11 protein-coding genes are annotated in these 12,852 nt (G+C 71.1%); 4 read left to right on the forward strand and 7 right to left on the reverse strand.

The genetic code is table 11. From position 1 onward, the window contains the following. The first annotated feature begins 55 nt into the window (after positions 1-55). From JIG36_RS42100 to JIG36_RS42110, 3 genes are read left to right on the forward strand one after another with little or no spacing between them, the layout of a single operon-like run. Positions 56-1,396 carry a hypothetical protein gene (locus tag JIG36_RS42100; protein WP_203382443.1) on the forward strand — a complete coding sequence of 447 codons (1,341 nt, stop codon included), beginning with the start codon at positions 56-58 and terminating at the stop codon, positions 1,394-1,396. Then, positions 1,393-2,142, forward strand: a complete 750-nt coding sequence (locus JIG36_RS42105) for a class I SAM-dependent methyltransferase (protein ID WP_203382445.1) — start codon at positions 1,393-1,395, stop codon at positions 2,140-2,142. Before JIG36_RS42100 ends, JIG36_RS42105 begins: the two co-directional genes overlap by 4 nt. 9 nt (positions 2,143-2,151) lie before the next feature. Beyond that, positions 2,152-2,691 (forward strand): dihydrofolate reductase family protein, encoded by a 540-nt coding sequence (locus JIG36_RS42110; RefSeq protein WP_203382447.1) that lies wholly within the window; start codon positions 2,152-2,154, stop codon positions 2,689-2,691. Here JIG36_RS42110 and JIG36_RS42115 read toward each other — a convergent pair. The 3 genes from JIG36_RS42115 to JIG36_RS42125 form a co-directional block, all read right to left on the reverse strand. Further along, positions 2,688-3,785 carry an XdhC family protein gene (locus JIG36_RS42115; protein WP_203382449.1) on the reverse strand — a complete coding sequence of 366 codons (1,098 nt, stop codon included), beginning with the start codon at positions 3,783-3,785 and terminating at the stop codon, positions 2,688-2,690. The genes JIG36_RS42110 and JIG36_RS42115 overlap by 4 nt on opposite strands. Beyond that, on the reverse strand, positions 3,778-4,356 hold the full coding sequence (locus JIG36_RS42120; RefSeq protein WP_203382451.1) for a nucleotidyltransferase family protein: 579 nt from the start codon (positions 4,354-4,356) through the stop codon (positions 3,778-3,780). Before JIG36_RS42120 ends, JIG36_RS42115 begins: the two co-directional genes overlap by 8 nt. 129 nt (positions 4,357-4,485) lie before the next feature. Beyond that, positions 4,486-5,454 (reverse strand): NAD-dependent epimerase/dehydratase family protein, encoded by a 969-nt coding sequence (locus JIG36_RS42125; RefSeq protein WP_203382453.1) that lies wholly within the window; start codon positions 5,452-5,454, stop codon positions 4,486-4,488. A gap of 380 nt (positions 5,455-5,834) precedes the next feature. Between JIG36_RS42125 and JIG36_RS42130 the strand changes: the two genes are divergently transcribed. After that, positions 5,835-8,852, forward strand: a complete 3,018-nt coding sequence (locus JIG36_RS42130) for an FG-GAP repeat domain-containing protein (protein WP_203382455.1) — start codon at positions 5,835-5,837, stop codon at positions 8,850-8,852. Between the two features lie 237 nt (positions 8,853-9,089). Here the strand turns inward: JIG36_RS42130 and JIG36_RS42135 are convergent, their stop codons facing one another. The 4 genes from JIG36_RS42135 to JIG36_RS42150 all read right to left on the reverse strand — a co-directional run bounded on the left by JIG36_RS42135 (position 9,090) and on the right by JIG36_RS42150 (position 12,840). Beyond that, entirely contained in the window at positions 9,090-10,340 is a 1,251-nt protein-coding gene (locus JIG36_RS42135) for an FAD-dependent monooxygenase (RefSeq protein WP_203382457.1), read from the reverse strand. Beyond that, the gene (locus JIG36_RS42140) at positions 10,337-11,509 is read right to left on the reverse strand and encodes an RNA polymerase sigma factor (protein ID WP_203382496.1); all 1,173 of its coding nucleotides are present in this window, start codon (positions 11,507-11,509) and stop codon (positions 10,337-10,339) included. The genes JIG36_RS42135 and JIG36_RS42140 overlap by 4 nt, the downstream gene beginning before the upstream one ends. Positions 11,510-11,559: 50 nt before the next feature. Beyond that, complete coding sequence (locus tag JIG36_RS42145) at positions 11,560-11,901, reverse strand: YciI family protein (RefSeq protein ID WP_203382459.1); 342 nt, start codon at positions 11,899-11,901, stop codon at positions 11,560-11,562. Between the two features lie 72 nt (positions 11,902-11,973). Then, on the reverse strand, positions 11,974-12,840 hold the full coding sequence (locus JIG36_RS42150; protein WP_203382461.1) for a S66 peptidase family protein: 867 nt from the start codon (positions 12,838-12,840) through the stop codon (positions 11,974-11,976). Positions 12,841-12,852: the final 12 nt, after the last annotated feature.

Raw genomic sequence — 12,852 nt, forward strand, 5'->3', positions numbered from 1 at the left:
CCGAGGCGGTCTCCTCCCTAGGTAGGAGGCGGCCCGGCCATGGATACTGGCGCGCGTGATCGACTTCCCCGCCGATGAGTCCGGCCGGCGCAGCAGCTCCGCCCTCGGCCGCCACGTGGTGGCCGACGCGCTGCGTGTGGCCGACCCCGCCGCCGCCGACGCCGCCCTCGCCGAGAAGGACTGGCGGCGCGGCTACCTGCGTCACTTCCGCGCCCTGGTGTCGGCGGGGCTCTCCGACGGGTACGACATCGCCGAGGCCGGGCTCGCGTCCGTGCACTCCCGGATGCCGGTCGAGATCACCGAGCCGTCCCAGCCGTTCGAGACGCTGACGGTCGACGGCGACGCCGAACGCGAGACCGAGGTCGTGCTGCCCTACCGGGGTGAGCTGCTGCGCGGGCCCGCCCTGCAACGGCAGCTGGACGCCTGGGTGGCGGGCGGTGTGGTCGAGCAGTCGTGCGCCGACGCCGTACGGGACGTGGCCGCCAACCCGGACTGGCTCGACCTCTCCGATCAGCGCCTCGTCGTGCTGGGCGCGGGGGCCGAGATGGGCCCACTGCCGGCCGTGCTGACCTGGGGCGGAACCGTGGTCGGGATCGACCTGCCGCGGGTCTGGGACCGGGTCGCGGCCGTCCCGAGCGCCGGCCGCCTGATCACGCCTCAACGGCCGGGCCGACCGGCCGGGGCCGACCTGCTCACCGAGCTGGGGGCCGTCGCGCACTGGCTGGCCGGGCTGGAGGGCCGGCTGATCCTGGGCAACTACGTCTACGCGCCCGGGGCCGCGTACGCCCGTCTCTCGGTCGCCGTGGACGCCCTGGCCACGCATCTCCGCGCCCGCCGGGACGACGTCGCGCTGGCCTTCCTGGCCACCCCGACCGACGTCTTCGCGGTGCCGCCGACCGCCGTGGAGCTCTCCCGGTCGCGCTTCGAGCGCCGGTCCCGCCTGGCCCGCACGACCGGCGCCCTCTCGGCCGGTCGCCTGCTGCAGCCCAATTATCCCGGCGAGGCCGTCAACGACAGCCTGGTGCCGCAGCAGGGCCCGAACTACGCGCTGGCCAAGCGGATCCAGCGCTGGCGGGCGTCGGTGACCCGGCGCGACGGCGTGGTGAGCTTCGCCGTGGCCCCGCCGACCCGCACCCGTTCGGTGACCAGCAACCGCCTGCTGGCCGCGGCCTACGCGGGGGCGCACCTGTTCGACGTGGAGATCTTCGAGCCGGCCACCGCCAACCGCCTGATGGCCCTGCTGCTGGTCCACCAGATCCGCAAGCCCCGCTCGTCGGCGCCGGCCGCGTGGCAGGACGAGGCGGTGTCAGCCGTGCACGGCGGTCTGTGGACGACGGCCTACCATCCGCGTACGGCGTTGGGCCTGGCCGCCGTGCGAGGGCTGGTCAAGCGATGACCGATGCCGTGGTGGCCCACTTCGACGGGGTGGCCGAGCGCTACGACGAGGTGCTGCCGTTCTTCTCGGCCTTTGCCACGGCCGCCGTCGAGAGGCTTGCGCTTCCTTCCGGCGTACGGGCCCTGGACCTGGCCTGTGGTCGCGGAGCGCTGACCGGTGCGCTACTCGACCGTGGGGCCGTGGTCACCGCGGTCGACGCCGCTCCGCGAATGATCGAGCTGGTGCGCGGCGCCTATCCCGGCATTTCCGCGAGCGTGATGGACTCGGCCCGCCTCGATTTTCCGGACGCGACCTTCGATCTGGTCGTGTGCGGCTTCGCCATCCACATCGTGGCCGACCCGGAGGCGACTCTGCGCGAAGTCATCCGGGTCACGAAGCCGGGCGGCCGGGTGGCGTTCACCGTTCCCGAGGCGGGCGACACCACCGACCCGCTGGTCGATCTGTACGCGGAATACCGGCAGTTCCAGCAGGACGGCGACGGCCGCCACGGGAACGATTTCGACATCGAGGACGGTTTTCCCGGGCTGGTCGATCTGCGCGCCGAACCGCTCGATATCGCGATTCCGGTGCCGGACGGCGAGACCTACTGGCAGTGGAGCCGATCGCACGGGTCGGGCCGGTTCATCGACGGCCTGACCCCGTTCCGCCGGGCCGAGATGCACGCGCGGCTGCTCGAGAGAATGGTCGAACTGCCGGGATTCGTGCTGCGGCGCTCGGCGACGTTGTGGACCGCCCGTACGGGGTAAGAGCAGCCCATGCGCAGACTCGTGGTGACCGAGAACATCACCGTCGACGGCATCATCGCGCCGATCGGTGACTGGTTCGATCCGATGACGACCGACGACGAACTGGAAGCGGTGAACGCCCAGAACAGCGCCGACTCCGACGCCCTGGTGCTGGGCCGGGTGACGTACGAGGAATTCGCCGGTTTCTGGCCGCATCAGCAGGGGCCGATCACCGACTATCTGAACCGGGTCTCGAAATACGTGGTGTCGGGAAGTCTGGACAAGGTGGACTGGCAGAACACGACGATCCTGAACGGGGATCTCGCCGAGGACATCGCGGCGCTGAAAGCCTTGGACGGCAAGGACATCACCGTCACCGGCAGCACTCGGCTCGTGCACTCGCTCATTCCGACCGGGCTCGTCGACCTGTTCCGGCTCTTCGTCTATCCCCTCGCGCAGGGGCGCGGAACCCGCTTGTTCGACGATGCGGGACTGCGCCTCGCACCCGTACGGACGCAGCAGTTCGCTTCTGGTGTGGTGCTGCTCGAATATGCCCCGGCGGTCGTCTAGTCGGGGTGGATGCGGCCCGCGGTCGCGGTCAGGCGGGCGCCCGTGCCGCCCCAGCGCAGCGCCACGATCTCGGCCGCGATGCTGACCGCGGTCTCCTCGGGGGTGCGCGCGCCCAGGTCGAGTCCGACCGGTGAACTGAGCCGGGCCAGGTCGGCGTCGGAGAGCCCGGCCTCCTGCAGGCGCTTGTTGCGGTCGTCGTGGGTGCGGCGGGAGCCCATCGCCCCCACGTACGCGACCGGCAGCCGCAGCGCCACCTCCAGCACCGGCACGTCGAACTTGGGGTCGTGGGTGAGCACACAGAGGACGGTCCGCTCGTCGATCCGGCCCGCTTCGACCTCGGCGTTCAGATAGCGGTGGGGCCAGTCGACCACGACCTCGTCGGCCGACGGGAACCGGCGCCTGGTCGCGAAGATGGGCCGGGCGTCGCAGACGGTCACGTGATAGCCCAGGAACGACCCGATGCGCGCGGTCGCCGCGGCGTGGTCGGTGGCGCCGAAGACGAGCATCCGGGCCGGCGGCGCGAACGACGCAACCAGCACGGACAGTCCTTCCCCGCGGCGCTCGCCCGACGGTCCGTAGTGGAGAACACCGGTACGCCCCGCAGCGAGCAGCCCGCGCCCGTCGTCGGTGACGGCGTCGTCGACCCGGTCACCGCCCAGAGTTCCCGTACGCTCGTCCGGCGTGATCAGCAGATGCCGGGCCCCGTCGAGCCGCGTCATCAGGGCCACCGGACGGCCTTCCCCGATCGCGCGGGCCAGTTCGGGCAGTTGCGGGAACGACTCCCGGTCGACCCGCTCGATCAGCAGCTCGATGATGCCGCCGCAGGTCAGGCCCACCTCGAACGCGTCGTCGTCGCTGACGCCGTAGCGGGCCGTGCGCGCCTCGCCGGTCTCGATGACCTCGCGGCACAGCTCGTAGACCGCACCCTCGACACACCCGCCGGAGACGCTGCCCACCACCTCGCCGTCCGGCCCGACGACCATGGCCGCGCCCGGTTGCCGGGGCGCGCTCGACCAGGTCGCCGTCACCGTGGCGAGTCCGACCGGCTCGCCCGCCTCCCACCAGGCCAGCAGCCTGTCCAGCACATCACGCATGAGGGTTCAGCTCCGGAACGTCGAGATCGAGATCGTCGGCCACATCGTCGACGGGCACGACGCGTACGGGACGGCTCTTGAGATACCCCCGGGCGCCCTGATCACCCACCGCCGAGGCGATCACGCCCACCCAGTGCGCACGGCCGAGCAGCACCGGATGCCCGCGCCGGCCGCCGTAACCGCCCATCACCAGCGCGTCCGGGTCGGCGTGCTCGACCACGCGCCGCACCGCCTCGGCCGTGATGCCCGGCATGTCCACCAGCAGGATCACCGCCGCGTCGACCGGCTCCGGTTCCGCGATGAGCGCCCGCAGCCCCGCCCGCAGCGACGACCCCATGCCGGTCGCCCATTCCTCGTTGACCACGACGCGCGGCAGATCGGGGGCTTCGGCGGTCACGCGCTGCGCTTCCGCCCCGAGCACGACGACGTTCGGTGAGGTGCCGGCCTCACGCAGGGTGTCGGCGGCCCGCTGCACAAGCAGGCGGTCCGGGTAGCGGATCAGCGCCTTGGGCAGCCCGTACCGGCGGCCCGCTCCCCCCGCGAGCACGACTCCCGCCGTGATCCATGCCATAGATCGAGCGTAGTCCGCCGCGCCGCTCCCGCCCCGCCGTGATCAACAACCAGAGCAAACGACAAATTGCCCCGTACGCCGTACCGACCGCTCTTCGCTTTTACTCCGGCGCTCTTTGCTCCCGCGGGCTCAGAATGCCTGTCCGCCCACGTCGGCTTGGCCGTTGGCGACCATCCATGTCAGTGAGCCGTGCAGAGCTTCCAGCGAGGTGTAGCGAGGGGCGTAGCCAAGAACCGAACGGGCCCGCTCGATGCTCGCCGAGATCCCGCGCTCGATGTGCTCACGGGTGACGGCGGCATGCTCGGCCCCCGCCCGCTCCTCGAACTCAGGCCAGTCGACCAGCTCGAGTTCAGCCCGGCGCCCGAACCAGGCAGCCACGCCAGTCGCCAGCCCCCGGCTGGTCATGGCCTGCTCGGCAACCACGTGAAAGCTGGACCCGATCGCAGCCGGCCGGGTGATCGCCCGCTCGAAGGCCTGGGCCACGTCATCAGCGTGCACATGGTTGAGCACACCCATCCCGAGCGCAGGCAACGCCACCGGTTCCCCCACCGCGAGTCGCCGCCACACATCGGCATCCATGTTGCCGGCCGGATTGATCGCCCGCCGCCCCGGACCACTGATATGCCCCGGGTGCAGCACCACGCTAGGCACTCCCCCGCTCAGCGTCTCCCGGTGCAGCAACGCCTCAACGGCCGCCTTGCCAAGCCCGTAATCCCCGTACGGCGTGCGCGGTTCGTCCTCGGTCAGCGGCACCCGCAACGCCGGCCCATGAACCCAGATGCTGCCGCAGTGCAAAAGCAACGGCCGGCTCGGGCGCAGCGCATCCACCAGTTGGCGAGCCGAGTCGGGCGTGAAGCAGATCAGATCGACCACAACATCGGGCCGCAGGTCCGCTATCCGCCCGGCAAACGTCCCGGCGGCATCCTCATCCTTGCGATCGGCGACAACCCGCTCAACCGCACCCCATTCAGGCCGTTCCTGGTGGGCCGTACGCTCCCCACGGCTGACCGCCACCACTTCATGCCCGGCCCGCACCAGCCGGGGAACCAGATAGCTGCCGGTGTGCCCGGTAGCCCCGATCACCACAACACGACTCATCCCGGCACCTCGTCCCACCCAGTTCCCAGCGAAGACGCGAGCGTAGTCCCGCAAGTCAGCCGATTCGATCGCAACGCACGAAACGCCACCAGACAGTGCAGCCCAGCGGCCCGTCGACGCGGCCCGACAGGAGTGACTTGGTCCAGTCCTCAACGGCAGTACAGAGTTGTCCGACGGCGAGAACTTCGTATGGCCGGAGGCATCGCTGTTGAAACGACAGCGGCGAATGTCTACGATCCGGCTGATCACTCCGGGCCGTCCTCCTGCTGCCGCGGCACAACGATGGACTCCCCGCACGGCGCCGGGACGGCACGTTCAGCGATCGGCCACTTATCGGCGGCTACGAGCACGCCGGTCTCTACTGATCACGGGGAAAAGTCATGCGAAGAACTCTCGCGGCTACCGTCGGCGGCCTGGTCGCCGCCGTCGGACTGGTCGCACCCGGCATCGCCCAGGCGGCCGAGCCGCCGTCCGAGGTGAGGGTGATCCCGGCTCCGTCCTATCCGGTCTATCCGACCGACCGGATCGCCTTCGCCGGTGAGACCGGCTTCCTGCACCAGCGCGCCGCGAACCGGCCGTGGGTGTGGACCACCTACGCCGATCGGCAGACCACACCGGTCACCAGCCTCCCGAACACGTTCTCGGCCACGCCGGCCGGCGGCGACACCATGGTGTTTCTCGGCGGAGTGCCCAGCCACCCGGCCACCTCGACGACCCAGCCGGCGCTGAACCTGGCCACCAACACCTGGCGGGACGTGCCGGTGAGCAGCAACGTGCAGCTCACCCGGCTGCTGGGCAACTCGGCGGCGGTGGCGATCTCCTCCGGCACTCCGCCCACGGCCGAGCTGCGCCGGATCGCCGCGGACGGGTCGTGGACGTCCGCACCGATCACCGGCGTCCCGACGGGCACGACCGGACTCACCATCGTGGCCGGTGACGACACCGGCGCCGTGCTGCGGGTCGTCCATCCCGACGGTCCCCGGTACGGCCTGGTGGACGCGGCCGCCGGCCGGATGGCCCTGCTGCCCGCCGGTGTGCTGCCGGCCAACGTGACCACGCTGACCAAGGACCGGATCGGCCTGTTCACCAGCACCTCGGCGCAGAGCCTGTCGCGCGCCGCGGTGCTGGACGGCACCGCGACCGTTCCGGGGACCATCGAGTTCCTGACCACGGTTCCGCTGGGTCTGGCCCGGCTGGCCGGTGACGACGTCATCGTGACGCCGAGCACCGGAGCCACGAACAAGACCGTGCTGCGCTACTCGGTCGGCAGTAGCACCCCGGTGCAGGTCGTGCCCCGGGGCGAGTCGGCCAGCGCGCAGGCGCCGGACGGCGTGCTGTTCGTCGGCGGCACCGATATCGGTGACTACGCGGTCCGCAAGGTCACCGCGTCCGACCAGTCGGTGGTTCTGCCGCTGGTCGCCCCGCTGGTCAACGCCGGCGTGACGCTCGCTTCGGGCGTCGTGCGGCACACGGTGGCGATGCCCCTGCCGAGCGAGAAGCCCGAGTACCGGCACTTCGCCGAGCAGATCGGGCCCGGTGAGCCGACGACCGGTTCTCCGGTGGCCGACGGCGCGCTCGTCAACCCGACGCCCTGCCAGACCGACGCGGTCTGCGTCCGGATGATCGACGGCGCGGACACCGGTTCGGCCTACCTGGACGGCATCACCACGGGCGACTTCGTCACGACGGCGTACCTGCGGTCGTCGCCGACTGGTGGCGCCACGATCAACATCCGGAGCGACGCCAAGCTCGTCGACGCCTCGCCGACCCACCGGCTGCTCAGCTTCGGCAACTACCAGTTGGCGTACCGCACCGACGGAAGCAGCATCCAGCTCACCGGCGCCCCGGCCTCCGCCCTGTGGTTCGACACGCTGTGGCGGGCCAACGCGACCGGTCAGATCGAGAACTGGAACCTGCGCGCCGACACCCCGAGCGCCGGTCCGCAGCCGATCACCACCGGTTCGAGCTGCACCAAGACCGAGGTGCAGGCGACCGGCAAGCACCTGTACTGGACCTGCGGGGCGAACGGGCCGGCCGGTGTCGTGGAGATCGACGGCGGCAAGCGCATCGACGTGCCCGCCGGGCAGTACCTGCTGGGCGACAACTTCCTGGTGCGGCACGACGCCAACGGTGCCCTGGTGCGACTCGACCTCACCGGCGGCACGCTCGGCGAGCCGGCTACGCTGGCCACGTTCGCCCGGGGTGAGCTGACCGACGACCGCAACATCACCTGGGCCGTCGACAAGTTCGGCGGCAACGTCGCGTGGGTCGACGCCGACAACGCCGTGCACATCGTCGACCCCGGTGTCACCACCTCGGCGCCGGCGGCCGGCTCCGTCTCGGCCAGCAGCGAGACCGACCTGCCGGGCAACTTCCTGGTGATCGCGAAGCTGACCCGCCCGGTCACCGCCACGCGGCTCACCATCACCCAGGTGCGTTCCGATTCCGTCGTCGCGCGCCTCAGCGGCGGTGCGGCCCGGGTGACCACGACCTATCAGTGGAACGGCCAGGTGAACGGCAAGCCGGCCGTTCAGGGCACCTACCGGTGGTCGTTGGCGGCCACGGCCGACGGTCGCGAGGTCACGGTGGCCAACGGGACCACCTACATCGACTGCGGCGGAACGCCCACCCTGCACAGCTATGACTGCACCGGTCAGCCCACCATCCTCGGGCTGACCAGCGCGAGCACCGGCCAGGGCCGCTGGCTGCTCACCCGGGTCGGCGGCACGGTCGTGGCCAACGGCCCGGCCGAGGCGCTGTCCGGGCTGTCCGGGCTCGTGCCGTTCGGCGACATCAACGGCGACAACCGCAACGACCTGCTGATCCGTCGGTCCGACGGCTCGATGCGGGCCTACTTCGGCCGGGACGCGCTGCCGTTCAGCGGCGCGCAGTCGATCGCCATCTCGGGCAACTGGAACTCGTACGACGCTCTGATCCACACCGGTGACCTCAACGGCGACGGCTTCGCCGACCTCATCGCCCGCGACCGGGCGAGCGGCGCGCTGTTCGTCTTCGGGGGCACCGCCGAGGGCGACCTGTCCGGCTCGGTCAAGATCGCGGGTGGCTACAAGGGCTACAGCCGCTTCGTCGGCAACGGCGACATCAACGGCGACGGCAAGGCCGACCTGATGATGCAGCTCGACTCCAACAGCACCATGTACGCCCTGTACGGCAACGGCGACGGCACCTTCCAGTCCGGTCTCAAGATCGTCGGCACCGGCTGGCTCGGCTACAGCACCGTCATCGGCGCCGGTGACCTCAACGAGGACGGGAAGAACGACCTGGTCCTCCGCGACACCGCCGGCAACCTGTTCCGGCGCCTGGGCACCGGTCAGGGCACGTTCGGCGACCGGGCCCAGTACGGCTCCGGTTACCAGCAGTACTCGGGTCTCTACTGATCCATCGGCGGCGCAGGGCGACGACGGCGATGTCGCCGGCCTGTTGCCCTGTGCCGCCGAGCAGCACCATCAGGCGCCGGCAGAACGCACTGTCATCGGCAGATCCGGACGCCTCCCACTGAAGCCCCGAGGCGTTCGGTGGCCTTGCGGCGATCTCAACCAGTGAAACTTCGGGTTCCGGAATCTCCTGTGTAGACGCGTCGCCGAGACGGTAAGCCGATTGCCGGACGGCGGCGCTCAGTCCGGATCTGCCGGGCTCTCTGCGGGCTCAATCTCCGGCAGTTGCTGGTCGGTGTCGGCGACCTGGGTCAGCTTGGCCGTGAGCGGCGCGAACAACGACGACGTCATCGCTTTGTCGGCCAGGCTCCGCAGCGTCAGGCCGAGGCGCGTCTGCGGGTATGCGAAGCGCTCGATTCCCGGTGGCAGCTTCTGCACGTCGTCCACCAAGGGGCGCATCCATTTTTCGTGCGCGATGAGCGCGCTCTCCATGTCCCGCGGCTGTTGTGCGAGATACGCAGCGAGCACGTAACCGCTGGTGAGGGCCAGCGAAGCGCCCCCGCCGCCCATCGGGGTCACGCACCACGCCGCGTCACCGGCCAGCACGACCCGGCCTCGGTGCCACGTCTTCATGCGGATCTGGGTCAGGTGGTCGATGTAGACGTCGTCGGAGGTGTCGAACCCGTCCAGGACGCGTGGTGCCTCCCAGCCGGCGTCGGCGTAGCGCTTCCGCACCTCGGCCAAGGCTTCCGCCCGGTCGAGACTCGTGAGGTCGGCGCCACGGGCGTAGGACAGGATTGCGCGGGTGGTGCCGTGGTTGTCGGGGCGCAGGTGGATCTGGCGGCCGCCGACCGTGTTGTACCAGCGCCAGCGATCGTCGTCCGATGGCGTACGGGGAATGGTTCCGAAGACCATCGTGATGCCGAGCTCGTTACGCTCGACCTCGTCGCCGAAGAGGCGATCGCGGGTGGTGGAACGCACGCCCTCGGCGATGACCAGCAGGTCCGCGTGCAGGGTGTGGCCGGTCGAAGTGGTGACGAACAGGTCTGCGCCGGTCGAGGCGGTGACAGCGTCGCCGGTCGAAGGCGTGACGGTGCGGTCGTCCACCCCGTCGATGGTTTCGCCGTAGCGGAGGTCCACACCCTCGGGCAGGTGGTCGAGGATCGTCCGGGCGAAGTCGCCCCGCAGCACCTCCAGCTCGGCTGTGGCACCGTCGGGACCGTCCGAAGGCAGCTCGGCCCGCACGTCGCCGGACTCGTCGACCAGCACCGTTCCGGTTTCCGTGGTGTTCTGCGCCTTGACCGCGTCGAACAAGCCCATCCGGGTCAGGACCTCGCGAGCCACGCCCCGCACGTCGACGTTCTGACCGCCGTCGCGGAAGGACGGCGCTCGCTCGATCACCGTCACCTCCCAGCCCGTGCGGCGGAGCCAGAACGCGGCCGAGAGACCGGCGATGCTGGCCCCGGAGACAACTGCGTGTCGTGAAGTCATGAACTGTTGCGCCTCTCCAGCCGGGACGTGAGGAACTGCCGCTCGACCTCGTTGTCGGTCAACGCCAGCGCCTCCTCGTACCCGGCGTCGGCCTCGTCCACGCGGCCCAGGCGGCGCAGGAAATCGGCCCGGGCGGCGGCCAGGTAGGGGTAGGTGGCCAGGGCCGGCTCGGCGGTCAGCAGGTCCAGCGCGGCCAGGCCCGCCGCTGGGCCGTCGCGGAAGCCGAGCGCCACCGCCCGGTTGAGGGCCACCACCGGAGAGTTGCCGGTCAGGCGGGCCAGAACCGCGTAGAGGCGGACGATCTCGTCCCAGTCGGTCCGCTCCCACGACGGGGACTCGGCGTGCACGGCGGCGATCGCGGCCTCCACCGAGAACCGTGACGGCGGGTGCCGGCGCAGCGAGTCGGTCAGCAGGGCCACACCCTCCGCGATCTGGGTGTGGTTCCAGAGCGTGCGGTCCTGGTCGGGCAGCAGCATCAGGCGGCCGTCGGGGGCGGTACGGGCGGCCGACCGCGCGTCGTTCACCAGCAGCAGCGCCAGCAGGGCCGTGACCGGGGCCGCGGCCGGCATGAGCAGGTGCAGCGTGCGGGCCAGGTGGATCGCGCCCGCGGTGAGGTCGGTGCGCAGCAGGGCCGGGCCGACCGGCGCCGTGTGACCGGTCGTGAACAGCAGGTGCACCACCTCGAGCACCGGTTCCAGGCGCTCGGCCAGAGCCTCCGGCGGCGGGACCGCGTACGGGATCCGGGCCGTGGCGATCTTCCGTTTGGCTCGGGTCAGGCGGGCCGCCATGGTCGGCTCGGAGACCAGGAACGCGCGCGCCACCTCGGCCGCCGACAGGCCGCAGACCAGCCGCGCGGTCAGGGCCACCTGGTTGTCGCGGGACAGGGCCGGATGGCAGCAGGTGAAGATCAGCCGGAGCCGGTCGTCGTCCCACGGGTCGCCGGGCGTGGCCGCCGGAGGGATCACGAGCAGGGGCAGGCGACGCCGCAGCGCCGCCTCCCGCCGTACGAGATCGAGGGCCCGGTTGCGCGCCACCCGGGTGAGCCAGGCCCCGGGGCGCGCCGGCACGCCGTCCCGGGGCCAGGTCGAAAGGGCCTGCGCGTACGCATCCTGGGTGCACTCCTCGGCCAGGTCCAGATCGCGCGTGACCTGGGCCGTGGTCGCCAGCACCTGCGCCCAGTCGCGGCGGTGGGCGTCGGCGAGGGCCTCGGAGACCGCGGTCACGGGTGATCGACGACCGGGCGGATCTCGACGCCGCTGTGCTCGGCGCGCACCTCGGGGAGCAGCTTGGCCAGCGCCAGCACCTCGTCCAGGTCGGCCGCCTCGATCATGTAGAACCCGCCCAGCGCCTCCTTGGTCTCGAGGAACGGCCCGTCCGAGGTCGTGGACCCGCGCAGCGTGGTGGCGTTCGGCGACGGTTCCAGTTCCTGCCCACCGAGGATCCGGTCGCCGGCCGCCGCGCGGAACTCGGCGTGCGCGGCGTCGTGGGCCTCGCGCTCCTCGGCGGTCAGCGCCTCCCACCGGGCCGAGTCGCCGTAGATCAGCAGGGTGTACTTCGCCATGGTTCTTCCCCTTCGTCGTGGGTCACTGTCACCCCACCGACGAACGCCGGGGGCCCCGAATCGACAATCCCGCTAGGAAACTGCCGGCTCGATCGTGAGGGTGCCGGAATCGGCGTCCAGCATGGCCGGGGTGCCGACCGGAATCGCCCCTTGACCGATCGGCACACCGCCCAGAATCGGTACGCCGAGCGGGGCCAGCCGGTCACGCAACACACGGAGCACATCGCCCGGACCGCACTCCACGTAACGGCCGACCGCCACTCCCCGTACGCCCTGAAGCCGTCCCGTGCGCTGCAGCATGGTGAGCTGGCGGTCGATCTGTTCGAGTCTCAGCCCGTACGCTTCGAGCAGCAGTATCGCCCCGTGCAGGCTCGGCAGCACCCAGCCCGCGGCGGTCGCGATCTGTTCCTGGTCGCCGCCGAGCAGCACCCCGGTCGCCCGGCCGCGCGTGGTCAGCTCGGCCGTGTGCGAGTCGGGGTCGCTGCGCACCACCACCGGCTCGGTCCCGAACGCCACCGCCGGGAACGAGGAGTCCGGTACGCCGTAGATGCCGGCCAGCCCCGCCCTTTCCCAGAAGGCCAGGTGCAGGATGGTGCACTCGCGGAACCCGACCAGCAGCGTCGGCAGGTGCGCGGCGGTGGTGAAGTCGAGGTCGTCGGCTATGCGGTGGGCGTCGGTCCCGGCGCCGACGGCGATGATCGCCTTGATCGACAGGTCGCGCAGGGCGCGGTCGATGTCCTGCACCCGGTCCCCGGTGTCGAGGGCGTCCAAGGCGTGCCGGCCGGCCGACACCTCCAGGCCCAGATTCTTGAGCACCTGTCCGACGCGTTCGATCTCGGCGCCGTCGGGCGCGCCGGTGGGCGCCACCAGGCGCACGTGGTCGCCGGCGCGCAGTCGCGGCGGCCGGACGACATCGACGTACTCGTATGCACTCTGCACGCTCGCATTATC

The sequence above is a fragment of the Paractinoplanes ovalisporus genome (assembly GCF_016834655.1).
Taxonomy (GTDB): Bacteria; Actinomycetota; Actinomycetes; order Mycobacteriales; family Micromonosporaceae; genus Actinoplanes; species Actinoplanes ovalisporus.